This is a genomic window from Streptomyces sp. NPDC027189 (genome assembly GCF_055566975.1).
The window spans coordinates 572,364-595,189 of the sequence record NZ_JBVHRI010000001.1; the positions used below are offsets into that span (position 1 = coordinate 572,364).

21 protein-coding genes are annotated in these 22,826 nt (G+C 71.5%); 13 read left to right on the forward strand and 8 right to left on the reverse strand.

Annotated features, from left to right (window positions below):
- Positions 1-37: 37 nt before the first annotated feature.
- On the forward strand, positions 38-724 hold the full coding sequence (locus ACZ4RZ_RS02605; RefSeq protein ID WP_467741279.1) for a hypothetical protein: 687 nt from the start codon (positions 38-40) through the stop codon (positions 722-724).
- Here the strand turns inward: ACZ4RZ_RS02605 and ACZ4RZ_RS02610 are convergent.
- Together ACZ4RZ_RS02610 and ACZ4RZ_RS02615 are read right to left on the reverse strand one after the other, a co-directional pair.
- Positions 721-1,983, reverse strand: a complete 1,263-nt coding sequence (locus ACZ4RZ_RS02610; RefSeq protein WP_467741281.1) for an adenylate/guanylate cyclase domain-containing protein — start codon at positions 1,981-1,983, stop codon at positions 721-723. The genes ACZ4RZ_RS02605 and ACZ4RZ_RS02610 overlap by 4 nt on opposite strands.
- Positions 1,984-2,279: 296 nt before the next feature.
- Entirely contained in the window at positions 2,280-3,158 is an 879-nt protein-coding gene (locus ACZ4RZ_RS02615) for a biotin--[acetyl-CoA-carboxylase] ligase (RefSeq protein WP_467741283.1), read from the reverse strand.
- 136 nt (positions 3,159-3,294) lie between these two features.
- On the opposite strand from ACZ4RZ_RS02615, the gene ACZ4RZ_RS02620 reads away from it, so the two are divergent.
- Together ACZ4RZ_RS02620 and ACZ4RZ_RS02625 are read left to right on the forward strand one after the other, a co-directional pair.
- The gene (locus tag ACZ4RZ_RS02620; protein ID WP_467741285.1) at positions 3,295-4,887 is read left to right on the forward strand and encodes an acyl-CoA carboxylase subunit beta; all 1,593 of its coding nucleotides are present in this window, start codon (positions 3,295-3,297) and stop codon (positions 4,885-4,887) included.
- Between the two features lie 36 nt (positions 4,888-4,923).
- Entirely contained in the window at positions 4,924-5,133 is a 210-nt protein-coding gene (locus tag ACZ4RZ_RS02625) for an acyl-CoA carboxylase epsilon subunit (protein ID WP_467741287.1), read from the forward strand.
- Here ACZ4RZ_RS02625 and ACZ4RZ_RS02630 read toward each other — a convergent pair.
- A complete protein-coding gene (locus ACZ4RZ_RS02630; protein WP_467741289.1) occupies positions 5,130-6,269 on the reverse strand; it encodes an SGNH/GDSL hydrolase family protein in 1,140 nt (379 codons plus the stop codon). The genes ACZ4RZ_RS02625 and ACZ4RZ_RS02630 overlap by 4 nt on opposite strands.
- 175 nt (positions 6,270-6,444) lie before the next feature.
- On the opposite strand from ACZ4RZ_RS02630, the gene mmpB reads away from it, so the two are divergent.
- Together mmpB and ACZ4RZ_RS02640 are read left to right on the forward strand one after the other, a co-directional pair.
- On the forward strand, positions 6,445-6,573 hold the full coding sequence (mmpB, locus tag ACZ4RZ_RS02635; RefSeq protein ID WP_268240534.1) for a morphogenic membrane protein MmpB: 129 nt from the start codon (positions 6,445-6,447) through the stop codon (positions 6,571-6,573).
- 22 nt (positions 6,574-6,595) lie between these two features.
- The gene (locus ACZ4RZ_RS02640; RefSeq protein WP_467741291.1) at positions 6,596-7,216 is read left to right on the forward strand and encodes a Maf family protein; all 621 of its coding nucleotides are present in this window, start codon (positions 6,596-6,598) and stop codon (positions 7,214-7,216) included.
- On the opposite strand, the gene ACZ4RZ_RS02645 is transcribed toward ACZ4RZ_RS02640, so the two are convergent.
- Positions 7,217-7,711, reverse strand: a complete 495-nt coding sequence (locus ACZ4RZ_RS02645; protein ID WP_467741293.1) for a hypothetical protein — start codon at positions 7,709-7,711, stop codon at positions 7,217-7,219.
- Between the two features lie 355 nt (positions 7,712-8,066).
- Between ACZ4RZ_RS02645 and ACZ4RZ_RS02650 the strand changes: the two genes are divergently transcribed.
- Together ACZ4RZ_RS02650 and ACZ4RZ_RS02655 are read left to right on the forward strand one after the other, a co-directional pair.
- The gene (locus tag ACZ4RZ_RS02650) at positions 8,067-9,839 is read left to right on the forward strand and encodes an acetyl/propionyl/methylcrotonyl-CoA carboxylase subunit alpha (RefSeq protein ID WP_467741295.1); all 1,773 of its coding nucleotides are present in this window, start codon (positions 8,067-8,069) and stop codon (positions 9,837-9,839) included.
- A 339-nt stretch (positions 9,840-10,178) separates the two neighbouring features.
- Positions 10,179-10,724, forward strand: coding sequence for a TetR/AcrR family transcriptional regulator (locus ACZ4RZ_RS02655; RefSeq protein ID WP_467741943.1), 546 nt, complete (start codon positions 10,179-10,181; stop codon positions 10,722-10,724).
- A gap of 98 nt (positions 10,725-10,822) precedes the next feature.
- On the opposite strand, the gene ACZ4RZ_RS02660 is transcribed toward ACZ4RZ_RS02655, so the two are convergent.
- Positions 10,823-11,791, reverse strand: a complete 969-nt coding sequence (locus ACZ4RZ_RS02660) for a DeoR/GlpR family DNA-binding transcription regulator (protein ID WP_467741297.1) — start codon at positions 11,789-11,791, stop codon at positions 10,823-10,825.
- A 167-nt stretch (positions 11,792-11,958) separates the two neighbouring features.
- A complete protein-coding gene (locus tag ACZ4RZ_RS02665; protein ID WP_467741299.1) occupies positions 11,959-13,407 on the reverse strand; it encodes an NAD(P)H-quinone dehydrogenase in 1,449 nt (482 codons plus the stop codon).
- Positions 13,408-13,514: 107 nt separating this feature from the next.
- Here ACZ4RZ_RS02665 and ACZ4RZ_RS02670 point away from each other — a divergent pair, with 107 nt between their 5' ends.
- The 4 genes from ACZ4RZ_RS02670 to ACZ4RZ_RS02685 all read left to right on the forward strand — a co-directional run bounded on the left by ACZ4RZ_RS02670 (position 13,515) and on the right by ACZ4RZ_RS02685 (position 18,980).
- Complete coding sequence (locus ACZ4RZ_RS02670; RefSeq protein WP_467741301.1) at positions 13,515-13,952, forward strand: gamma-glutamylcyclotransferase family protein; 438 nt, start codon at positions 13,515-13,517, stop codon at positions 13,950-13,952.
- Between the two features lie 466 nt (positions 13,953-14,418).
- Positions 14,419-15,243: a purine-nucleoside phosphorylase gene (locus ACZ4RZ_RS02675; RefSeq protein ID WP_467741303.1), complete on the forward strand. Its 825-nt coding sequence runs from the start codon at positions 14,419-14,421 to the stop codon at positions 15,241-15,243.
- 703 nt (positions 15,244-15,946) lie between these two features.
- On the forward strand, positions 15,947-17,578 hold the full coding sequence (locus ACZ4RZ_RS02680) for a phospho-sugar mutase (RefSeq protein WP_467741305.1): 1,632 nt from the start codon (positions 15,947-15,949) through the stop codon (positions 17,576-17,578).
- A 190-nt stretch (positions 17,579-17,768) separates the two neighbouring features.
- Positions 17,769-18,980, forward strand: a complete 1,212-nt coding sequence (locus ACZ4RZ_RS02685) for a hypothetical protein (protein ID WP_467741307.1) — start codon at positions 17,769-17,771, stop codon at positions 18,978-18,980.
- Between the two features lie 565 nt (positions 18,981-19,545).
- On the opposite strand, the gene ACZ4RZ_RS02690 is transcribed toward ACZ4RZ_RS02685, so the two are convergent.
- Both ACZ4RZ_RS02690 and ACZ4RZ_RS02695 read right to left on the reverse strand, forming a co-directional pair.
- A complete protein-coding gene (locus tag ACZ4RZ_RS02690; protein ID WP_467741309.1) occupies positions 19,546-20,223 on the reverse strand; it encodes a PH domain-containing protein in 678 nt (225 codons plus the stop codon).
- Positions 20,224-20,390: 167 nt separating this feature from the next.
- Positions 20,391-20,819: a helix-turn-helix domain-containing protein gene (locus ACZ4RZ_RS02695; protein WP_467741311.1), complete on the reverse strand. Its 429-nt coding sequence runs from the start codon at positions 20,817-20,819 to the stop codon at positions 20,391-20,393.
- Positions 20,820-20,892: 73 nt separating this feature from the next.
- Here ACZ4RZ_RS02695 and ACZ4RZ_RS02700 point away from each other — a divergent pair, with 73 nt between their 5' ends.
- Both ACZ4RZ_RS02700 and deoC read left to right on the forward strand, forming a co-directional pair.
- Positions 20,893-21,774 carry a class I SAM-dependent methyltransferase gene (locus ACZ4RZ_RS02700; RefSeq protein ID WP_467741313.1) on the forward strand — a complete coding sequence of 294 codons (882 nt, stop codon included), beginning with the start codon at positions 20,893-20,895 and terminating at the stop codon, positions 21,772-21,774.
- Positions 21,775-21,839: 65 nt separating this feature from the next.
- Positions 21,840-22,826, forward strand: coding sequence for a deoxyribose-phosphate aldolase (gene deoC / locus ACZ4RZ_RS02705; protein WP_467741945.1), 987 nt, complete (start codon positions 21,840-21,842; stop codon positions 22,824-22,826).

The window sequence follows — 22,826 nt, forward strand, 5'->3', positions numbered from 1 at the left end:
CATTCGGGGGGCGCGGGCACATTGGGGAGGGACGACCATGACGAACCGAGAGACGACGCAGGCCACGAAGACCCGGCCGGAGCCGCGACGCACGCCTCCAACGGCGCGGCCGACGGCTCCCGGGACGGCCGACGGCACAGCGGCGCATCCCGCGGCGGACGACAACACACCGGTCCGCCCCGTCCGAGGGCGGCACCGCAGGCCCCGGCCGCGGCGGGTGTTCTTCGCCGTGGGTGGACTGGCGCTCGCCGCCGGGGTGTTGAGCTTTGTGCGGATGACGCCGGAGTCGGTGATCGGCGGTGGGGGCAGCGCGGAGGCCGAGCCGACAGGCGCGACCGTCATGGACACCGCGGGCAACGCGGTCACCGTCGAGGCAGTGCCCTCCGCTCACCCCAAGACCGCCACCGCGACCGCTGCGATGGGCGCGTCGAGCGCGACGCCCACCGCGGGCGTGAGCGTCGTACCGACACCGTCGCCGACCACGCCCGCGTCGATCCCGTCACCGCCCGGGAATGCCCCGGCGACCAGCGCGCCGGACACCACGGGCATCCCGACCGCCCCCATGACCACACCGCCCCCGGCCGCGACCACTCCCGCAGCCCCGCAGCCTGCCCCGAGCGCGACGACCCATGGCCCGACCCCGCAGCCCGATCCCCCGGGCGTGTGCCTGCCGATCGTCGGGATCTGTGTGAACGGTCTGGCGGCGCCGATCGGCCCCCGTTAGGACTCGGCGTCCCGGCGGGCCAGCAGCCAGGGTTCGATCACTCCGAGGCCACGGACCGGGCGCTGCCACATCGGCTGGAGGGCGAAGCGGTAGGAGGGCGGTTCCTCGCCCTCCTTCTCCGCGGCGGCAGCGGCCTCGGCGGCCTCCGCCTCGGAGGCGGGCGCGTCCCCGGTGCGGATCAGTTCCTCCGCGAAGGCGCCGTCCACCAGGACCGCGTCACGTGGCGCTATCGACGTGAGGCGGCTCGCCAGGTTCACGGTGGTGCCGAACACGTCACCCATCCGTGTGGTCACCGTGCCGAAGGCGATGCCGACGCGCAGTTCCGGCATCGTCTCGTCGTTCGCCATCGTCTCGATGAGCCGCAGCGCGATCTCGGCGGCGATGCCGGCGTCGTCGGCGGCATACAGCACCTCGTCGCCCAGCGTCTTGATGAGCCGCCCGCCGTGCGCGGCGACCAGGTCGGCGGCGGTCGTCTCGAAGGCCTCGACGAGTTCGCCGAGTTCCTCCTCCTCCATGCGGCGGGTGAGCCGTGTGAACCCGACGAGGTCGGCGAAGCCCACGGCGAGGCGCCGGTCGACCATCTCCTCGTCGTCGGCGGCCTGGATGACCCGGCCGGCCGAGGCGGCGAGCTGGCGCCGCCAGACGTAGACGAGGAACTCCTCCAGCTCGGGCAGGAGCAGCTCGATGATCGGGTACGTCACCTCAGTGCGCGTCATCCCGGGTTCCGGGGGCTCGGTCAGCCCCTCCAGAAACGAATCGATCTGCCACTCGGCCAGTCGGGCGGTGGTCTGCCCCGTGGAGCGCGCCACCTGCACGGCCATCGCCTCGCTGAGCAGGCCCGCCTCGACGAGGCCGGAGAGCCGACGCAGCGCGAGCACGTCGGCCTCCGTGAGCGCCTTGGCCTGCCCGATGTCGGCGAAGCCCATCGCCCGCCAGAAGCGGGTGGCCAGCTCCACGGAGACGCCCGCGCTGCGGGCCGCCTGGAAGGGGGTGTAGCGGCGCTCGGCGCCGAGGATGAGCCCCTCCAGGCGCAGCGCCAGCGGGTCACCCCCGGAGTCCGGGTCGAGGTGCACGTCCACCCGACCGTCCGCGTCGGACCGGAATTCGGACCGTGCGTCGGGCCGCGCGTCCGGCTCCGCTTCGGTGCCTGCTTCGGGCCATGCGGGGGACGCGTCGGTGACCGACTCGACGGTACGGCCCGGCTCGCCGTCGGGGGCGGGGTGGGAACCCGTGTCGGAGCCGGTGTCGTCGACGGTCACGCCTGCTGCCCTTCCGATCTGCCGCGGTCAGGTATCGACCGCGCTCAACTCTACGGCAGGTGTGCGCTGGCTCACTCCCGACGCCGGGGCTGAGACCGGGAGGTTTTTTCGCCCCCTCCGCCGCTACCCTCCCCCACTCTCGGCTTCGCTCGAGCGGGGGGACCCCCATCATCCCTGGGGGCTGCGCCCCCAGACCCCCGCTCAAAGGACTGCGCAGTTCCCCGCGCCTGAACGGGGCGCGGGGAACTGCGCGACCAGCCACCACGGGTAGCGGCGCCAGGGCGAAAAAACCACCCCTACACCGTCCGCAGATGGACCACGTCCCCCGCTCCCACCGGCTCCTGCACACCCTCCCCGGTAGCGATGACCAGGCGCCCGTCCCCGTCCACGGCCACCGCCTCCCCGGTGATCGACCGCCCCCCGGGCAGCTCGGCCCGGACGGAGCGGCCGAGCGTCGCGCACCCGGCGGCGTACGTCTCCTGAAGGCCGGACGCGGCGGGGTCGCCCCCGGCGCCGCGCCAGCGCTCGTACCACTGCTCCAGGGAGCGGAGCACGGCTCGCAGCACGGTGTCACGGTCCGTGCTCACCGCGCCCGCCAGGGCGAGGGAACCGGCCCCGGGCACGGGGAGTTCGTCCTCGCGGAGCGTGACGTTGATGCCGATGCCGATCACCACCGCGTCGGTGCCCGCCCGCTCCGCGAGGATGCCCCCGGCCTTCCGCTCCTCCTCACCGACAGTCACCAGCAGGTCGTTGGGCCACTTGAGTGCCGTGTCGACGCCGGCGGCGCGCGAGAGGCCGGTCGCGACGGCGACGCCGGTGAGCAGCGGCAGCCATCCCCAGCGCTCGACGGGGACCTGGGTGGGTTTGAGCAGGACGGAGAAGAAGAGGCCGGAGCGGGCGGGCGCCGTCCACTGGCGGTCGAGGCGGCCGCGCCCGGCGTTCTGTTCCTCGGCGACGAGGACCGCGCCCTCCTCGGCCTTCCCCTCGGTGGCGCGGGCGACGAGGTCGGAGTTGGTGGACCCGGTGCGCTGGACCACCTCGACATCGCGCCAGAGCCCGTCCCCGCGGACCAGCGCCCGGCGCAGTGTGGCCTCGTTCAGCGGCGGACGGTCCAGGTCGGACCACCGATTGCCGTTCGCGTTGTCGTTCGCGTCTGATGCATCTCGCGGCGTCATGCAACCCACCCTAGGTGTGGTAAACGCCGCACTGCCGAACGGTAGGCACGCCACTACGCTACGGATGAGTAGCAAGCCCCCCTTCTGAGCACCTCACCCTCACGTCCCCCTAGAGCAGGCAGGGAGCCGCATCCCGATGTCCGAGCCGGAAGAGCTGCAACACCCCGACATCCACACCACCGCGGGCAAGCTCGCGGACTTGCAGCGCCGCATCCAAGAGGCGACGCACGCCGGCTCGGAGCGCGCCGTCGAAAAGCAGCACGCCAAGGGCAAGTTGACGGCCCGTGAGCGGATCGAGCTGCTGATGGACGAGGGTTCGTTCGTCGAGTTCGACGAGTTCGCACGGCACCGGTCGACCGACTTCGGGCTGGAGAAGAACCGCCCGTACGGCGACGGTGTCGTCACCGGGTACGGCACGGTCGACGGCCGCCCGGTCGCAGTGTTCTCGCAGGACTTCACCGTCTTCGGCGGCGCCCTCGGCGAGGTCTTCGGCCAGAAGATCATGAAGGTGATGGACTTCGCGCTGAAGACCGGCTGCCCGGTCATCGGCATCAACGACTCCGGCGGCGCCCGCATCCAGGAGGGCGTCAGCGCGCTGGGCATGTACGGCGAGATCTTCCGGCGGAACACGCACGCCTCGGGTGTGATTCCGCAGATCTCGCTCGTCGTCGGGCCCTGCGCGGGCGGCGCGGTCTACTCCCCCGCGATCACCGACTTCACGATCATGGTCGACCAGACCTCGCACATGTTCATCACCGGCCCGGACGTCATCAAGACGGTCACCGGCGAGGACGTCGGCTTCGAGGAGCTCGGCGGCGCGCGCACGCACAACGCGGTGTCGGGCGTCGCCCACCACATGGCGGGTGACGAGAAGGACGCCATCGACTACGTCAAGCAGCTGCTGTCGTACCTGCCGTCCAACAACCTCAGCGAACCCCCGGTGTTCCCGGAGGAGGCGGACCTCGCCCTCACCGACGAGGACCGCGAGCTGGACACGATGGTGCCGGACAGCGCGAACCAGCCGTACGACATGCACGCGGTGATCGAGCACGTCCTGGACGACGCCGAGTTCTTCGAGACGCAGCCGCTGTTCGCGCCGAACATCCTCACCGGTTTCGGGCGGGTGGAGGGCCACCCCGTCGGCATCGTCGCCAATCAGCCGATGCAGTTCGCCGGCTGCCTCGACATCGACGCGAGTGAGAAGGCCGCGCGCTTCGTCCGCACCTGTGACGCCTTCAACGTTCCCGTCATCACCTTCGTCGACGTGCCCGGCTTCCTCCCGGGCGTCGACCAGGAGCACACGGGCATCATCCGCCGCGGCGCCAAGCTGATCTACGCGTACGCCGAGGCCACCGTCCCCCTGATCACGGTCATCACCCGCAAGGCCTTCGGCGGCGCCTACGACGTCATGGGCTCCAAGCACCTCGGCGCCGACCTCAACCTCGCCTGGCCCACGGCCCAGATCGCGGTGATGGGCGCGCAGGGCGCGGTGAACATCCTGCACCGCCGCACCATCGCGGCCGCCGAGGACCAGGAGGCGACCCGGGCCCGGCTGATCCAGGAGTACGAGGACACCCTGCTGAACCCGTACACGGCGGCCGAGCGCGGCTACATCGATGGCGTGATCATGCCGTCCCAGACCCGCTCCCACGTCGTACGCGGTCTGCGTCAGCTGCGCACGAAGCGGGAATCACTCCCTCCGAAGAAGCACGGCAACATCCCCCTCTGAGCCCCCTGTGGACCCGGATCATTCTTGGGAGCAGACATGACGATCAAGGTCGTACGGGGCAATCCGACCCCTGAGGAGCTGGCCGCCGCACTCGCGGTGGTCAGGGCGCGCGCCGCGGCGGCGGCCTCCACCCCGTCCGGCGCGCCCGGACCGCGCGACTCCTGGGCCGACCCGGCCCGCATCGCCGCGCACCGGGTGCCCCGGCCCGGCCCGACGGCGTGGAGCCGCACGTACTGGCCCGACTAGTTCCGCAGCAGTTCCGATACGGCTTCGGCCATCACCGCGTATCCCGCGTCGTTCGGGTGCAGGTGATCGCCGAAGTCGTACGCCGGGTGCAGCCGGTCCGGGTCGGCCGGATCGACCGCCGCGCGGTTCAGGTCTACCACCGCGTCCCACTCCCCCGAGCGGCGGATCCATTCGTTCACCTCGTGGCTCACCTTCGCCGCGTGCTCGCCCCAGTGGTCGGAGCCGCCGAAGGGCAGCAGGGTCGCGCCGATCACCCGTAGGCCCCGGGCGCGGGCCTGGCGAATCAACTCCCGGTAGCCGTCGATGAGTTCGTCGGACTCGACGACCGGCGCGGGCCGGTATGTCGGCTGCTCGTCCGTCTCGCTGAAGCCGATGTCGTTGAGGCCCTGGAGCACGACGAGCGTGTCCACGCCCGGGTGGTCGAGTACGTCGCGTGCCAGGCGGTGGATGCCCTTCTCGCCGTACCAGGCGGAGTCGTTGAGGAGCAGGTTCCCGCCGATGCCCGCGTTGAGCACAGGCCGGCCGGTGCGTTCGGCGAGCGCGTCGGACCAGCGGCGGTTCGCGCCCGGGGTCGAGCCGAAGCCGTCAGTGATGGAGTCCCCGAAGAGCGCGACGGCGTCCGTACGGCCACCCGCGTCGACCTCGACGCCCGCGAGGAAGTACCAGGACTCGGTCACCTCGCCGAAGCCCTGGCCGTCGATGTCGTCGAGGCGGTTCCCCGCACCCCGGTAGCTGGTCGCGAAGGCCTGCGCGTGAAAGGTCGCGGGCCCGGTGACGGCGTCGAGGTGGAGGGTGACGGTCACCGGCTCCAGGGATTCCAGGGCGAGTTCGACGGGATCGCTGACGAGGAGTCCGCGCGCCGGGATCTCCGCACCGGTGGCCCCCTCGAAGGTGAGCCGCCGCATCGAGCCGGCCTCGACGGCGGCCCCTTCGCCCGCACGGGCCACGGCGGCGCCCGCGATCCGCAGTGGCGAGGTTCCGTACGCGTTCGAGAGCCGGACCCGGATCCGGTCGCCGCCGGCGGTGAGGCGTACGACCTGGCGCAGTGACTGACGCCAGAAGCCCTCCCGCGACCAGTTGGGGGTGAAGCCTTCGCTGGGGAGCTGGGGCGATGCGGTCCAGGCGGTGGTGAACACGGCAGGTGCCTCCCGAAGGTCCCACCAAAGGGGACCAGAGTTCCTTTAGGAATCCTCGCGACCGTAGCAGGCACTCACCCACTAAAGAAACCCCAGAACCATTTACACGCCGCGTACGCAAGTTGAGTACGCGTACTCAGGCGCCCGGGGCCGTCACCACCGCACGATCGAAGGCATGCTGTGGTCCGACCCGGAGGACGAACCTCCCAAGGAACTCCGCGACATGCAGGACATGTTGCGGCGCCTGGGCGTTCTCATGGCGCTGGCCATGGTGCTCGCGATGATCGTCCTCGGCATCAGGTGAAGTACGCCGATACCCTGACCGCATGACCGATCAGCCGCGCCGCCGCCTCGTGCTCGCCTCGCAGTCCCCCGCCCGGCTCAACCTGCTGCGGCAGGCCGGACTCGCCCCCGAGGTGATCGTGAGCGGAGTCGACGAGGACGCCGTGACCGCGCCCACCCCCGCCGAACTCGCGCTCGCGCTGGCCGAGGCCAAGGCCTCCATGGTGGCGGCGAAGCCCGAGGTCCAGGGCGCGCTGGTGATCGGCTGCGACTCGGTGCTCGACCTGGACGGCGAGGCGCTCGGCAAGCCCGCGGACGCCGAGGAGGCCACCGCCCGCTGGAAGTCGATGCGCGGCCGGGCCGGAACCCTCCAGACAGGCCACTGCATCTACGACACGACGGCCAAGCGCTACGCCTCCGGGACCGCGTCCACCGTGGTCCGCTTCGGCGACCCGACCGACGCCGAGATCGCCGCGTACGTCGCCTCCGGCGAACCCCTCTACGTGGCGGGCGCGTTCACGCTCGACGGCCGCTCGGCGCCGTTCATCGAGGGCATCGACGGCGACCACGGCAACGTCATCGGGATCTCGCTGCCGCTGGTGCGCCGTCTGCTGGCCGAACTGGGCGTCGGCATCACGGAGTTGTGGACGCCGCGGGAGAAGTGATCAGGAGGCGGACGGGGCCGGCGGAGCGGCGACCGGAGCGCCCCCTCCGTTGTCGCCGTTCTTGCCGCCCTCGGGCGCGGCGTCGACGGGGCCGCCGGCGACCTCCCGGCGGTCGTACGCCATGAGTGTGAACACGATCAGCCCGAGCACCACCATCATGAAGGCGAACGCGCCCCAGCCCACCAGGCCCACCGTGAAGGCACCCAGCAGGGCGTGCACGACGGCGGCGCTGATCAGCAGGGTGCGGCCGAAGACGCGCGGGGCGCGGTCGCGGAGGGCGACCAGCAGCGCCGCGAAGCCGCACGCCGCGAAGTAGAGGCCGAAGACCAGGCCCCCGACCTTCGACGACACGGACATCATGTCCGGGTCGAGGCCCGCCAGGGACATGTCCTGACGGTCGACGACGACGCCGAGGAACCAGTTCAGCAGCGCGATTCCGATCGCCTCCACCAAGAGCACGATCGCCGCCACCCACGCCACCGGTCTGCGCACCACCGGTCCCCACCCACTTCCGAGTGCTGTTACCCCAAGTACGTTCGGTACATCCCGAACGCTACTAACGGGTAAACCCCCGGACAAGGGTTCTGCCGAGGGCAAAGAATCGTTGGGCCATTCGTAGGGACTCGACAAAGAAACGTTGTGGGCCGCAGCACGGAGTCACAGAGACCTTGACCACATTGGAAGGCTAGGGTTCAGGGAAGGATTCCTGCGTGCCGCGGTGCGACAAGGGATTTCGCGGGTCGGGCGAGCCTCGCATCACGCTCCGTGTGGGCAAGCTCACCACTGGGGACGGGTCGAGAAGCCGTGTCGGCAGTCCCTAAACTCGGCTTGTTTCAAGGAGGGAGCCATCGTGCGCAAGGTGCTCATCGCCAACCGTGGCGAAATCGCTGTCCGCGTGGCCCGGGCGTGCCGGGATGCCGGGATCGCGAGCGTTGCCGTATATGCGGAACCGGACCGGGACGCTCTGCATGTCCGTGCGGCGGACGAAGCGTTCGCATTGGGCGGTGACACTCCGGCCACCAGTTACCTGGACATCGCCAAGGTGCTGCAGGCCGCCAAGGACTCCGGGGCGGACGCGATCCATCCCGGCTACGGCTTCCTTTCGGAGAACGCCGACTTCGCCCAGGCCGTGCTGGACGCCGGCCTGATCTGGATCGGCCCGCCGCCGCAGGCCATCCGCGACCTCGGTGACAAGGTCGCCGCCCGGCACATCGCGCAGCGCGCGGGCGCCCCGCTGGTGGCGGGCACCCCCGACCCGGTCTCGGGCGCCGAGGAGGTCGTCGCCTTCGCCCAGGAGCACGGCCTGCCGATCGCCATCAAGGCCGCCTTCGGCGGCGGCGGACGCGGCCTGAAGGTGGCCCGCACCCTCGAAGAGGTCCCCGAGCTGTACGAGTCCGCGGTCCGCGAGGCCGTCGCCGCGTTCGGCCGCGGCGAGTGCTTCGTGGAGCGCTACCTGGACAAGCCCCGGCACGTGGAGACGCAGTGCCTGGCCGACACCCACGGCAACGTGGTCGTCGTGTCCACCCGTGACTGCTCCCTGCAGCGCCGCCACCAGAAGCTGGTCGAGGAGGCCCCCGCCCCGTTCCTGTCGGACGCCCAGGTGGAGCAGCTGTACTCCTCCTCCAAGGCGATCTTGAAGGAGGCCGGCTACGTCGGCGCGGGCACCGTGGAGTTCCTGGTCGGCGCGGACGGCACGATCTCCTTCCTGGAGGTCAACACCCGCCTGCAGGTGGAGCACCCGGTCACCGAGGAGGTCGCCGGCATCGACCTGGTCCGCGAGATGTTCCGCATCGCCGACGGCGAGGAACTCGGCTACGGCGATCCCGAACTGCGCGGCCACTCCCTGGAGTTCCGCATCAACGGCGAGGACCCGGGACGCAACTTCCTGCCCGCCCCCGGCACGGTCACCGCCTTCGCCCCGCCCTCGGGCCCGGGCGTGCGCCTGGACGCGGGCGTGGAGTCCGGCAGCGTCATCGGCCCGGCCTGGGACTCGCTGCTGGCCAAACTGATCGTCACCGGCGCCACCCGCGCCCAGGCCCTGCAGCGCGCCGCCCGCGCACTGGCCGAGTTCCAGGTCGAGGGCATGGCCACCGCGATCCCCTTCCACCGCGCGGTCGTCAAGGACCCGGCGTTCGCCCCGGAACTGACCGGCTCGAACGCGGCGTTCACGGTCCACACCCGCTGGATCGAGACCGAGTTCGTCAACGAGATCCCCGCCTTCGCCGCCCCGGCCGACGTCGAGGCCGAGGAGGAGCCGGGCCGCGAGACCGTCGTCGTCGAGGTCGGCGGCAAGCGCCTGGAGGTCTCCCTGCCGTCCTCGCTGGGCATGTCACTGGCCCGCACCGGCCTGGCCGCCGGCGCCAAGCCCAAGCGCCGCGCCGCCAAGAAGTCCGGCCCGGTCGCCTCCGGCGACACCCTCGCCTCCCCGATGCAGGGCACCATCGTCAAGGTCGCCGTCGAAGAGGGCCAGGAGGTCAAGGAGGGCGACCTGGTCGTCGTCCTGGAAGCCATGAAGATGGAACAGCCGCTCAACGCCCACCGCTCCGGCACCATCAAGGGCCTGAGCGCGGAGGTCGGCGCCTCCGTCACCTCCGGCGCCGCGATCTGCGAGATCAAGGACTGACACACGGGTCTCCCTGTGACATCCCGAAGCGCCCGGCGGACTGGCCCAGCCAGCCCGCCGGGCGCTTCGTTCTCCCCCGTCCCGATGGCTCTCCCCGCGCCGCTCCGCCAAGGGGCGTGAAGGCGTACAAAACGATGGGCAGGGGGACGAGCCACAGGGACGTACGAGAAGCAGGTACGGCTTTCACTCAGCCCGGGGAAGCCGCTCGGGGGGCCTCGATGGCATGCTGGACCGCAGCCGCGCGGCAGGAAAGGGCAGGTGGATGCCATGGCGGGCGCGACCGCACCGGAGAGAGCGGGGGCACACGGGCCCGTGGAGAACCCCGGAGTGCCGCGCGCCATGCGTGCCGACGCCCGGCGCAACTACGACCGGCTGCTCGCCGAGGCGCGGTCCGCCTTCGCCGAGCACGGCACCGGCGCGTCGCTGGAGGACGTGGCCCGGCGCGCGGGCGTGGGAATCGGCACGCTCTACCGCCACTTCCCGAACCGGCACGCCCTCATGAGCGCGGTCTTCGAGGACGCGGTCGACGAGCTGCTGGCCCGCTCGCGCGAACTCCTCGACGCCCCGCAGCCGTGCGCCGCCCTCGTGGACTGGCTGCGCGACATCATCACCCACGCCAGCGAGTATCGCGGCCTCTCCCGCGCCCTCATGTCGGCCTCGCAGGACGACGGTTCGGACCTCGCTCGATGCAGCGGCCCGATGCGCGAGGCGGGCAGCGCCCTACTGCTCCGCGCACAAGAGGCAGGCGCGGTACGCCCCGATGTGTCGATCGGCGACCTCCTCCAACTGACCAACGCCATCGCGCTGGCAGCCGAGGAAACCCCGGACGAGCCGCAACTGGCCGACCGTCTCTTGACCCTGACGCTACGGGGCCTGAAGCCCTGAGGTGTCCTGGGCAATTCCGGGCCACGTGAATCCGAACATCGCGGTCACTTCGTGGCCCACCTCCGCCAATCCCTCCCGCCCTTGGGGTGAGAGGGGGGTCAGCGGCGGCGGAGGTCGGCGACCCTGGCGCGTTCCGGCTGGGGCTGGTCGCCCAAGGCGGTTGCGCTGCGTAGTTGGGGGCCTGTGCCGGGGATCGGCTGGCCGCGGCGGGGGCCGGGGAGCGGTACGTCCCGGCGTGGCGGGCGCCCCGCCGGGACGGGATCGCCTCCCGCGCCGCCCGAGGCCGATGACCCGGCCACCGCGATCTGTACGCCCTGGTCGGCCAGGGCCTGCAGTTCGGTGACCGCGCGGTCGTCGTGCCCGGGTGGCTCGTCCGTGACCAGGCGGGTGATCAAATCGGTCGGCACGGTCTGGAACATCGTGTCGGTACCGAGCTTGGTGTGGTCGGCGAGGACGACGACCTCGGCGGCGGCCTGGACCAGCGCGCGGTCGACCGAGGCCGACAGCATGTTGGACGTCGAGAGCCCGCGCTCGGCCGTCAGCCCGCTCCCGGAGAGGAAGGCCCGGGAGACCCGCAGCCCCTGAAGGGACTGCTCGGCACCGGAGCCGACCAGGGCGTAGTTGGAACCGCGCAGGGTGCCGCCGGTCATCACGACTTCCACACGGTTGGCGTGGGCCAACGCCTGGGCCACCAGGAGGGAGTTGGTGACGACGGTCAGCCCGGGCACCCGCGCGAGCCGGCGAGCCAGCTCCTGCGTGGTCGTACCCGCCCCCACCACGATGGCCTCGCCCTCTTCGACGAGACCCGCGGCGAGATCGGCGATGGCCGTCTTCTCGGCGGTCGCGAGATGCGATTTCTGCGGAAAGCCGGACTCCCGCGTAAACCCGCCCGGCAATACCGCACCGCCGTGCCGGCGGTCGAGGAGTCCTTCTGCCTCCAGTGCGCGCACGTCCCGCCGTACGGTCACTTCAGAGGTCTGGACGACGCGGGCGAGCTCACGGAGCGACACGGCTCCATTCGCTCGCACCATTTCGAGGATCAATTGGCGACGTTCTGCAGCGAACACGAAACTGACAGTAACCCCAACGACCGTCTGCTTTCAGCAGTTTGCGCCGAATAACAGAAGTTGTTCGCATGGCAGGGCGCGAAGTGGTATACGCGCCTACTCGCCCCGCCTATGCCGTACGAATGGTCGACAACTCCCCGTGACCAGCGGAGAGTCGGCGATACGCGTCAGCCCTCGCCCGCGGTCTTCCTGGTGTGCAACTGCCGAGCCACCTCGGCGATCGAGCCCGACAGGGAGGGGTACACGGTGAACGCGTTCGCGATCTGTTCGACCGTCAGATTGTTGTCGACGGCGATCGAGATCGGATGGATCAGTTCCGAGGCGCGCGGAGCCACGACGACACCGCCCACCACGATGCCGGTGCCGGGGCGGCAGAAGATCTTGACGAAGCCGTCGCGGATGCCCTGCATCTTGGCGCGCGGGTTGCGCAGGAGGGGGAGCTTCACGACCCGGGCGTCGATCTTGCCCGCGTCGACGTCGGCCTGCGAGTAGCCGACGGTGGCGATCTCCGGGTCGGTGAAGACGTTGGACGAGACCGTCTTCAGGTTCAGCGGGGCCACCGCGTCGCCCAGGAAGTGGTACATGGCGATACGTCCCTGCATGGCGGCAACGGACGCGAGGGCGAAGACGCCGGTCACGTCACCGGCCGCGTACACGCCGGGAGCGGTCGTGCGCGAGACCTTGTCGGTCCAGATGTGCCCGGAGTCCCTGACCTTGACCCCGGCCTCCTCCAGGCCCATCCCGCTGCTGTTCGGAATGGCGCCGACGGCCATCAGGCAGTGCGAGCCGCTGATGACCCGGCCGTCGGAGAGCGTGACCTCGACGCGGTCGCCGACCCGCTTGGCGGACTCGGCGCGGGAGCGCGCCATGACGTTCATGCCGCGGCGGCGGAAGACGTCCTCCAGGACGGCGGCGGCGTCCGGGTCCTCACCGGGGAGCACCCGGTCGCGGGACGAGACGAGGGTGACCTTGGAGCCGAGCGCCTGGTAGGCGCCGGCGAACTCGGCGCCGGTGACACCGGAACCGACCACGATGAGCTCCTCGGGCAGCTCGTCGAGGTCGTACACCTGGGTCCAGTTCAGGATGCGCTCACCGTCCGGCTGGGCGTCGGGGAGCTCACGGGGATGACCGCCGGTGGCTATGAGGACCGCGTCGGCGGCGAGCGTCTCCTCCGTGCCGTCCGCGGCGCGTACGACGACCTTGCGCGAGCCGTCCAGGGCCTGCATGCCCTCCAGCCGGCCGCGACCGCGCAGGACCCGGGCGCCGGCGCGCGTCACCGAGGCCGTGATGTCGTGCGACTGCGCGAGCGCCAGGCGCTTCACCCGGCGGTTGACCTTGCCAAGGTCGACACCGACCACGCGCGCGGGCGTATCGACGTGCGGCGTGTCGTCGGCCACGATGATCCCCAGCTCCTCGTACGAGGAGTCGAAGGTGGTCATCACCTCGGCCGTAGCGATAAGGGTCTTCGACGGCACGCAGTCGGTGAGCACCGACGCCCCGCCCAGACCGTCGCAGTCGACGACGGTCACCTCCGCGCCGAGCTGCGCGGCCACCAGCGCCGCTTCATATCCGCCGGGTCCGCCACCAATGATCACGATCCGAGTCACGTACTCCATTGTCCCGCACGCTTCAAGGTGCTTCCGCCCAGGGGCCCGGAGTCCTTGCATCCGAGCCGCTTCTGTTACGCGAGAGGCGCACGTGTACCTGCCGTACCCTCGACCCCATGTCGCTCTACGCCGCGTACGCCGGCAATCTCGACCCGCGGCTCATGACGCGCCGCGCTCCGCATTCGCCGCTGCGCGCCACCGGCTGGCTGAACGGCTGGCGGCTGACGTTCGGGGGCGAGCACATGGGCTGGGAGGGCGCGCTCGCGACGATCGTCGAGGCACCGCGGTCCCAGGTCTTCGTGGCGCTGTACGACATCGCACCCCTGGACGAGGACTCCATGGACCGGTGGGAGGGCGTGGGCCTCGACGTCTACCGGCGGATGCGCGTACGTGTGCACACGCTGGAGGGGGAAGAGCCGGCGTGGGTGTACGTACTGAACGGGTACGAGGGAGGGCTCCCCTCGGCGCGATATCTCGGGGAGATCGCCGACGCGGCGGAGTCGGCGGGGGCGCCGCACGACTACGTCATGGAGCTCCGCAAGCGGCCTTGCTGAGGTCTGCCCGTGCGGGCCTGCCGTGCCGCTCCGCGGCGGGGTTCGCCCACCCGACCACCCGATCGGCCTGCTGACCGGGCACCGTGCTGCGCCGCTCCGCGGCGGGTTCGCCCACCCGACCACCCGATCGACCCGCTGAGCGGGCACCGTGCTGCGCCGCTCCGCGGCGGGTTCGCCCACCCGACCACCCGATCGACCCGCCGACCGGGCACCGTGCTGCGCCGCTCCGCGGCGGGGTTCGCCCACCCGACCACCCGATCGACCTGCTCAACAGGCGCCCCTTCGCCGCTCCGCGGCGCGTTTTCCCGCCCTCCCACCCGTTCGACCCGTTGAGACGGTGCTCTCTTTTGCAGTCGCCTCCGCCCCGTCTCTCGTGGCTCCTTGTTGGAAACGACAAGACAACGATCGCAAGACCGTGAGCTCTGTCATCTACGCGCGTAGGCCTGGACCAGCTACCCTCATGCGCGTGAACGCATCTCTTCTTCCGGACGACATCCAGGGCGACCCCTACGCCGCCGCCGACGCCGCCGCCGCGCGCCTGCGTGAGCTCACGGGCGCCGAGACCCACGACGTCGCCCTCGTGATGGGCTCCGGCTGGGCGCCGGCCGTGGACGCGCTCGGCTCCCCCGAGGCCGAGTTCCAGGTCACCGAGCTGCCCGGGTTCCCCCCGCCGGCGGTCGAGGGCCACGGCGGCAAGGTCCGCTCGTACAAGATCGGCGACAAGCGGGCCCTGGTCTTCCTGGGCCGCACCCACTACTACGAGGGCCGCGGGGTCGCCGCCGTCGCGCACGGCGTGCGGACCGCCGTCGCCGCCGGCTGCAAGACCGTCGTGCTGACCAACGGCTGCGGCGGTCTGCGCGAGGGCATGCGCCCGGGTCAGCCGGTGCTGATCAGCGACCACATCAACCTGACGGCGACGTCGCCGATCGTCGGGGCGAACTTCGTGGACCTCACCGACCTGTACTCGCCGCGTCTGCGGGCCCTGTGCAAGGAGGTCGACCCCACCCTGGAGGAGGGCGTCTACGCGCAGTTCCCCGGGCCGCACTACGAGACGCCGGCCGAGATCCGGATGGCTCGGGTCATCGGTGCGGACCTTGTCGGCATGTCGACGACCCTCGAGGCCATCGCCGCGCGTGAGGCGGGTGCCGAGGTGCTGGGCATCTCCCTGGTCACCAACCTCGCCGCCGGCATGACCGGCGAGCCCCTCAACCACGAAGAGGTCCTCCAGGCGGGCCGCGACTCGGCCGCCCGCATGGGTGAGCTTCTGACGCAGGTCCTGGACCGCCTGTAGGCGACGGGCGACAGGTGACGGGCAACGGGCACGGGCGACGTGCAACGGGTTTCTTCGCCCCCTCCGCCCCTACCCGTCCCTTCCTCCTGGGGCTCCGCCCCCGACCCCGTCGGGAGGCGCTGCTCCCTGGCCCCCTGCCCGGGGCTCCGCCCCCGACCCCGCCGGGGGCTCCGCCCCCCAGGACCCCCAGGGGGCACTGCCCCAGCCCCCGCCAAGGGGCTATGCACTCGGAACCCCAGCCCGGGGCTCCGCCCCATCCCTGCCGGGAGCTCTGCCCCAGGAACCCTTGGGGCTCCGCCCCCACGACTCTGCCGAGGGGTGCTGCCCTCGGGCCCCAGCCCGGGGTTCCACCCCGCACCCACCAGGGGGCTCACACACCCCCGCACCCCCTGGGGCTCAGCCCCAGGACCCGCCAAGGGGCGCTGCACCCGCACCCGCACCCGCACCCGCACCCGCACCCGCACCCGCACCCGCACTAGGGGCCGGCCCTGGCCCCTGCTCCTCAAACGCCGTAGGGGCTGAATCTTCGCCCGTCGGCGCCGGAGGTTTTCAGCCCGTCCGGTGTTTGAGGGCGAGGCTGTTCGGGCCGATACGTGGGTCTGGGGGCGGAGCCCCCGGGGGACGGGAATGGGTAGGGGCGGCGGGGGCGAGACGAACCCGGCGTACACCGCAACGTACGAACGAAGAGAGAGGTGCACCCGAGGTGCAGGACGAACTCATCGCACGGGCCAAGGCGTGGCTGGCCGAGGACCCCGACGCGGAGACCCGTGACGAACTCGCCAAGCTCATCGACGCCGAGGACGTGACGGAGCTCGCCGCCCGCTTCAGCGGCACCCTCCAGTTCGGCACCGCCGGCCTCAGAGGAGAACTCGGCGCCGGCCCGATGCGCATGAACCGCTCCGTCGTCATCCGCGCCGCCGCCGGCCTCGCCGCGTACCTTAAGAGCAAGGGGCAGACGGATGGCCTCGTCGTCATCGGATACGACGCCCGGCACAAGTCCGAGGACTTCGCCCGCGACACCGCGGCCGTGATGACGGGTGCGGGGCTGCGCGCCGCCGTACTGCCCCGGCCGCTCCCCACCCCCGTACTCGCCTACGCCATAAGGCACCTCGGCGCGGCCGCCGGCGTGGAGGTCACCGCCAGCCACAACCCGCCCCGCGACAACGGCTACAAGGTCTACCTGGGCGACGGCTCGCAGATCGTTCCCCCGGCGGACGCGGAGATCGCCGCCGAGATCGACGCCGTCACCAGCCTCGACACGGTCCCGCGCCCCGACTCCGGCTGGGAAACCCTCGACGAGGGCGTCCTGGAGGCCTACCTGGCCCGTACGGACGCCGTACTGGCGGAGGGGTCGCCGCGTACCGCCCTCACCGTCTACACGGCGATGCACGGCGTCGGCAAGGACGTGCTGCTCGCGGCCTTCGCCCGGGCCGGGTTCCCCGTCCCGGTCCTCGTCGCCGAACAGGCCGAGCCCGACCCGGACTTCCCCACCGTCGCCTTCCCCAACCCGGAAGAGCCCGGCGCGATGGACCTCGCCTTCGCGAAGGCCCGCGAGACCGACCCGGACCTGATCATCGCGAACGACCCGGACGCCGACCGCTGCGCGGTCGCCGTGAAGGCCGGCGCGGACTGGCGGATGCTGCGTGGCGACGAGGTCGGCGCGCTGCTCGCCGAGCACCTGGTGCGACGCGGAGCGCGGGGCGTCTTCGCCGAGTCGATCGTGTCCTCGTCCCTGCTCGGGCGGATCGCCGAGAGGGCGGGACTGCCCTACGAGGAGACCCTCACCGGCTTCAAGTGGATCGCCCGCGTCGAAGGTCTGCGGTACGGGTACGAGGAGGCGCTGGGCTACTGCGTCGACCCGGACGGCGTACGCGACAAGGACGGCATCACCGCCGCCCTCCTCGTCACCGAGCTGGCCTCCGAGCTCAAGGAGCAGGGGCGAACCCTGCTGGACCTTCTCGACGACATCGCCGTCGAGTACGGCCTGCACGCCACCGATCAGCTCTCGGTCCGCGTGGAGGACCTGTCGATCATCGCGAACGCCATGCGGCGGCTGCGCGAGCAGCCGCCCACGGAGCTCGCCGGACTGGCGATCACGAAGGCCGAGGACCTCACCAAGGGCACGGACAGGCTCCCGCCGACGGACGGTCTGCGCTACACCCTGGACGGCGCCCGTGTCATCGTCCGCCCGAGCGGCACGGAGCCGAAGCTGAAGTGCTACCTGGAGGTCGTGCTGCCGGTGGGCACCCACGACGACCTCCCGGCGGCCCACGCGAAGGCCGCCGAACTGCTGTCGGCGATCAAGCGGGACCTGTCGGCCGCGGCCGGTATCTGACCACCTGCGGCCGGCGTCGGGCACGGTCCGGGTGGGCCCGTCGGGCAGACGGGCCCACCCGGAGCGACCGCCCCCCCCGCCGCCCTTTCGGGTGATTTCCGCACGGCAGTTGACGCAGCGCTCTCGTACGCCGCCACGTGGCCGAGGAACGGTTACCGGTAGCGCACCACCGAGTCCCAGGAGCTGCCGCGTGCCCTCGACCGCTTCCCGGCCGACATCCGCCCCACCCCGGAACTCCCCGAGCGACCGCGTTCCGAACACCCGGCGCCCGCCGCGGAAAGCCGCCCCCACCGCGAGACTCCGGGCCCATCTCCACCGCGCGGCCCCCGCCCTGCTCGCCTACGCGGCCGTACGCGTCACCGGTCTGCTCGTGCTCGCCCTCTGGGCCCACCGCCAGCATCACGGCCTCTGGCCGCTCCTGGCGACGCAGTGGGACACGGACTGGTATCTGGGAATCGCCGACCACGGGTACACACACCGGCTGGGCAGGGCGTACGACGCGAACAACCTCGCTTTCTTCCCGCTCTATCCCCTCCTGGTCAAGGCGGTCGCGGTGCTGACGCCGGGCACGCGCGCGACGACGGGATGGGCGATCGCCATCGCGTGCTCGTTCTTCGCCGCGTGGGGGATCCACTCGGTCGGCAGCCATCTGCACGGCCGCCGCGTGGGCGTGCTGCTGACCGTCCTGTGGGCGGCGCTCCCGGTGGGCCTGGTCGAGTGGATGGGCTACACGGAGTCGCTGTTCACGGCGTTCGCCGCGTGGTCGCTGTACGCGGTGCTCACCGGGCGCTGGCTGTGGGCGGGTTCGCTGGCTGCACTGTCGGGGCTGACCCGCCCGACGGGCATCGCGGTGGCGGCCGCGGTCACCGTGACGGCCCTGATCTCGCAGCGGCGCGGCTTCTCCGCACGCGCCCTCGCGGCCGCCGCCCTCGCCCCGGCGGGCTGGCTCGCCTACGTCGGCTGGGTGGGCCTGCGTCTGGACCGCTGGGACGGCTACTTCGCCGTACAGCGGCTGTGGCACAACGAGTGGGACGGCGGCGTGGAGACCGTGCGCCGGCTGCGGGAGGTACTCGGGGCGGACTCGACGCCCGAGCTGTTCCTGGTGATGGTGACCGTCACGCTGCTCGCGTCGCTGGCGCTCTACGTCCTCTCCGCGTGGGACCGCCAGCCGCTCCCCCTGCTCGTCTTCACCGGGGTCCTGCTGCTGATCGTCCTGGGCAGCGGCGGCGTCTATTTCCCTCGCGCCCGCTTCCTCCTCCCCGGCTTCCCGCTCCTGCTCCCGGCGGCCCTGCACCTCGCCCGCGCCTCGCCCCGCTTCCGCGCCGTGTGCCTCACGGCCGCGGTCCTGGGCTCGGCCTACTGCAGCGCGTACATGGTGCTGGTGTGGCCGAGCGCGCCCTGACCGCGGCGAGGGAAGCAAGGCAGGCAATGACCGCGGCTAGTGAAGCAAGACGCCCATGACCGCGGCCACGGCAGCAGGAAGACCGTCGCCACCCATGTGAGTCCGCCCACCACGACCCGCGGCCACAGCGGCCACCCGGCGCCTGCCGCCCGCTCTCGCCGGTCCGCCGCAGCGCCGGGTCCCGCCACATGGCGGTGATCTCGGCGGCCGCCCGCTCGTACGGGTGGATCAGGCGCAGCTTCCGCTCCGGTCAGGGCCGGCGCGGGCCGAAGGCCGTAAGCCAAGGACGTGCGGTGGCTGTCGGGCTCCAGCTCGGCCCTCTTGCACTGGACGACCCGTATGACGACCCGTATGTGGTCACCCGGCGCGGCGGCAGCGCGTCCGTCCAGCGCCGTGCCTGCGCTCCGTCCCAGCAGCGGCAGCCATCGGGAACCGCGGACGCGGCAGCCGGTGCGGCCCGTCGGGGTTCGTGCTCATCGATGCGTCGCTTCCCAGACAGGGGCCAGCGGGTGAGTGCCCCCGTTACTTGGCCGTGAAGCCTGTGCATCGTCTGCGGAGGGGCTGGTCAGCCCACCGCGAGCAGGATGGCCAGCACGATCGCGCCCGCGATCGCGGGCCCCATCACCTCGTACGCCCAGCGCACGGTGACCTCGCCCTGCGCGCTCGCCTCGGAGGCTCTGGCCTCGGCCAGCTCGCGCAGGTCGTCCATGATCTGGTCGGTCTGGGCGCGGGTCGGCGCGTCGGAGACGGGACCGCGCCCGAAGGGGGACGGACGGCCCATCGGCGACGTACGGCCGCCACCGCTGCCCGCCGCCGCGCCCCGCGCCTGCTGCTTGGCCACCTTCTTGCGACCGCGCAGCGAGACGGGGATGGCCCACAGCTGGTACTTCGTGCCGGAGGTGTCGACCACCTCGTTGGAGTAGTGCGAGCGCAGGGAAGCGACCTTGCCCCAGGGCAGCACGATCACGCGGAACGGGTTGCGGATGCGCAGCCGGTCCTCGTTCGCGTAGACCGCGGGGCGCAGGGTGAAGGCGGACACCAGCGGGACGATGAGGATCAGCGCGGCGAGGGCCAGCCAGGGGGTGCGGCCGTTGCCCGAGATCAGCGCGTCGATGCCGAGCCAGCCCGCGATGAGCAGCAGCAGGGCGCCGCCCGCGATACCGGCGGGTGACCGGTAGATCCGGTCCTTGACCTCGGGTCGCGAGGCGTCCGGAAGGGGTGACTGGTGGTCCGGGGTGCTCATGGCCCCGATTGTGCCCGACGCCTGCCGCTCGCCGGAGCGCGGTGTGGTCTCACTATGGCCGCGAAGCTCTCGTCCTCAAGGTCACGAAGCTCTCGTCCTCAAGGCCACGAAGCTCTCGTCCTCAAGGCCACGAAGCTCTCGTCCTCAAGGCCACGAAGCTCTCGTCCTCAAGGCCACGAAGCTCTCTTCCTCGGCACCGGAACGGCTCCGGACGCGGCCGCCCGGAGGATGCGGCGGAAGGTGGAGCATTCCATGTGGCTCGGCGCGGGACAGGCGGCGGCGTGCCGCAGGGAGTCACGCAGGGCGCCGAGTTCGCGGATCGTCCGGTCCAGCTCCTCGGCCTTGGCCGAGAGCATCTGCCGGTCGATGCGCGGCCGCCCGTCCGGCGCGAACATGCGGGCGATCTCGTCGAGCGAGAAGCCCGCGGAGCGGCCCAGCGCGATCAGCGCCAGCCGCTCCAGCACGCCGGGATCGAACTGACGGCGCAGGCCCCGCCGGCCGGTCGAGGCGATCAGCCCTTTTTCCTCGTAGAACCGCAGCGTCGAGGCGGGAACGCCGGCGCGCTCGGCCACCTCGGCGATGTCCAGGTCTGTCATCCTCTTGACCTCAAGTCGACTTTAAGTAGGACGGTGTCATCTCCCCCTCGCGATGAAAAACACGGAGACGATCATGGAAGTCACGCGCAAGACCATGGAAGTCACGCGCAAGACCGATGACGAACAGGCGGCGCGCTGGAACGGCCCCGCCGGCCACGCCTGGGTCGACGCCCAGGCGGTGGTGGACGAGTTGCTCAGGCCCCTTGAAGACCTACTCGTCGCAGCGCTCCCGGCCGAACACGGGGGCCAGGTGCTCGATGTCGGCTGCGGCACGGGCGGCACGACGGTGGCCGCGGCGCGGCGGCTCGGCCCGGCGGGGCGCTGTGTCGGCATCGACATCTCCGGCCCGATGATCGACGCCGCCCGGGCACGCGCCGAGCGGGAGGGCGCACGGGCTTCCTTCGTCCGCGCCGACGCGCAGGAGCACGCGTTCGCGCCCGCGGCCTTCGACACGATCATTTCGCGCTTCGGCGTCATGTTCTTCGACGACTCCGTCCGGGCCTTCGCGAACCTGCGGCGGGCCGCGAGGGACGAGGCCCGGCTCCGGTTCGTCGCCTGGCGCGACGCCGCGGAGAATCCGTTCATGACGACGGCCGAACGCGCCGCGGCACCGCTCCTGCCGAACCTCCCCGCCCGCCGGCCGGACGCGCCCGGACAGTTCGCCTTCGCGGACGCGGCCAGGGTCCACCGCATCCTGGAGGAGAGCGGCTGGGCCGGGATCGACATCCGGCCGATCGACGTGGCCTGCACCCTGCCCGGCACGGAGCTGGTCCCTTACTTCACCCGGTTCGGTCCGCTCGGCATGGTCCTGCCCGAGGCGGACGAGCGGACCCGCGCACAGGTCGTCGAAACGGTCCGCACCGCGTTCGCCCCCTTCGTGCACGGCACGGACGTCTGCTTCACCGCGGCCTGCTGGCTGGTCGACGCCCGAGCGCTGCCCGCGTCCGCCGGGTAAAACCCCTCACCCCGCCTCCAGGGGTGTACAGCCGCTACGCGCGTAGATATGCTCGGCTGGTGACCATGCCCATCACTGCACCCTCCCCCACTGCCGAAAGCGTGGGCGGTGCCCCCACACACGCACTCGGCGACGTAACCGCATCCGACAGCACGCTGCGCCGCTTCCTCCACGGGCTGCCCGGCGTCGACGCGGTCGGCCTGGAGGCGCGCGCCGCCTCGCTCGGTACCCGTTCCATCAAGACCACCGCGAAGGCGTACGCGATCGACCTCGCCATCTCGATGGTCGATCTGACGACGCTGGAAGGCGCGGACACCCCGGGCAAGGTCCGGGCGCTCGGCGCCAAGGCGGTCCACCCGGACCCGACCGACCGTACGACACCGACCACGGCCGCGGTCTGCGTCTATCCCGACATGGTGGCCGTCGCCAAGGAGGCCGTCGCCGGCTCCGGTGTGAAGGTCGCATCCGTCGCCACCGCCTTCCCGGCGGGCCGCGCCGCGCTCGACGTCAAGCTGGCCGACGTGCGCGACGCCGTCGCCGCGGGCGCCGACGAGATCGACATGGTCATCGACCGCGGGGCCTTCCTCGCGGGCAACTACGTGAAGGTGTACGACGAGATCGTCGCCGTGAAGGAGGCCTCGGGCGCCGCCCGCCTGAAGGTCATCTTCGAGACCGGTGAGCTCTCGACGTACGACAACATCCGGCGCGCGAGCTGGCTCGGCATGCTGGCCGGGGCCGACTTCATCAAGACCTCCACCGGCAAGGTGGCCGTCAACGCGACGCCGGCGAACACCCTCCTCATGCTGGAAGCCGTCCGCGACTTCCGCGCACAGACCGGCATCCAGGTCGGCGTGAAGCCCGCCGGCGGCATCCGCACCACCAAGGACGCCATCAAGTTCCTGGTCCTGGTGAACGAGACCGCGGGCGAGGACTGGCTGGACAACCACTGGTTCCGCTTCGGCGCGTCCTCGCTCCTGAACGACCTGCTGATGCAGCGTCAGAAGCTGGCCACCGGCCGTTACTCCGGCCCCGACTACGTGACGGTGGACTGA

Bases quoted from the DNA above. Each gene is read 5' to 3' on its own strand.
- ACZ4RZ_RS02605 (WP_467741279.1), top strand. From the start codon at position 38: ATGACGAACCGAGAGACGACGCAGGCCACGAAGACCCGGCCGGAGCCG.
- ACZ4RZ_RS02615 (WP_467741283.1), bottom strand. From the start codon at position 3,158: ATGACGCCGCGAGATGCATCAGACGCGAACGACAACGCGAACGGCAAT.
- ACZ4RZ_RS02620 (WP_467741285.1), top strand. From the start codon at position 3,295: ATGTCCGAGCCGGAAGAGCTGCAACACCCCGACATCCACACCACCGCG.
- ACZ4RZ_RS02625 (WP_467741287.1), top strand. From the start codon at position 4,924: ATGACGATCAAGGTCGTACGGGGCAATCCGACCCCTGAGGAGCTGGCC.
- mmpB (WP_268240534.1), top strand. From the start codon at position 6,445: ATGCTGTGGTCCGACCCGGAGGACGAACCTCCCAAGGAACTCCGCGAC.
- ACZ4RZ_RS02640 (WP_467741291.1), top strand. From the start codon at position 6,596: ATGACCGATCAGCCGCGCCGCCGCCTCGTGCTCGCCTCGCAGTCCCCC.
- ACZ4RZ_RS02655 (WP_467741943.1), top strand. From the start codon at position 10,179: ATGCGTGCCGACGCCCGGCGCAACTACGACCGGCTGCTCGCCGAGGCG.
- ACZ4RZ_RS02665 (WP_467741299.1), bottom strand. From the start codon at position 13,407: ATGGAGTACGTGACTCGGATCGTGATCATTGGTGGCGGACCCGGCGGA.
- ACZ4RZ_RS02670 (WP_467741301.1), top strand. From the start codon at position 13,515: ATGTCGCTCTACGCCGCGTACGCCGGCAATCTCGACCCGCGGCTCATG.
- ACZ4RZ_RS02690 (WP_467741309.1), bottom strand. From the start codon at position 20,223: ATGAGCACCCCGGACCACCAGTCACCCCTTCCGGACGCCTCGCGACCC.
- ACZ4RZ_RS02695 (WP_467741311.1), bottom strand. From the start codon at position 20,819: ATGACAGACCTGGACATCGCCGAGGTGGCCGAGCGCGCCGGCGTTCCC.
- ACZ4RZ_RS02700 (WP_467741313.1), top strand. From the start codon at position 20,893: ATGGAAGTCACGCGCAAGACCATGGAAGTCACGCGCAAGACCGATGAC.
- deoC (WP_467741945.1), top strand. From the start codon at position 21,840: ATGCCCATCACTGCACCCTCCCCCACTGCCGAAAGCGTGGGCGGTGCC.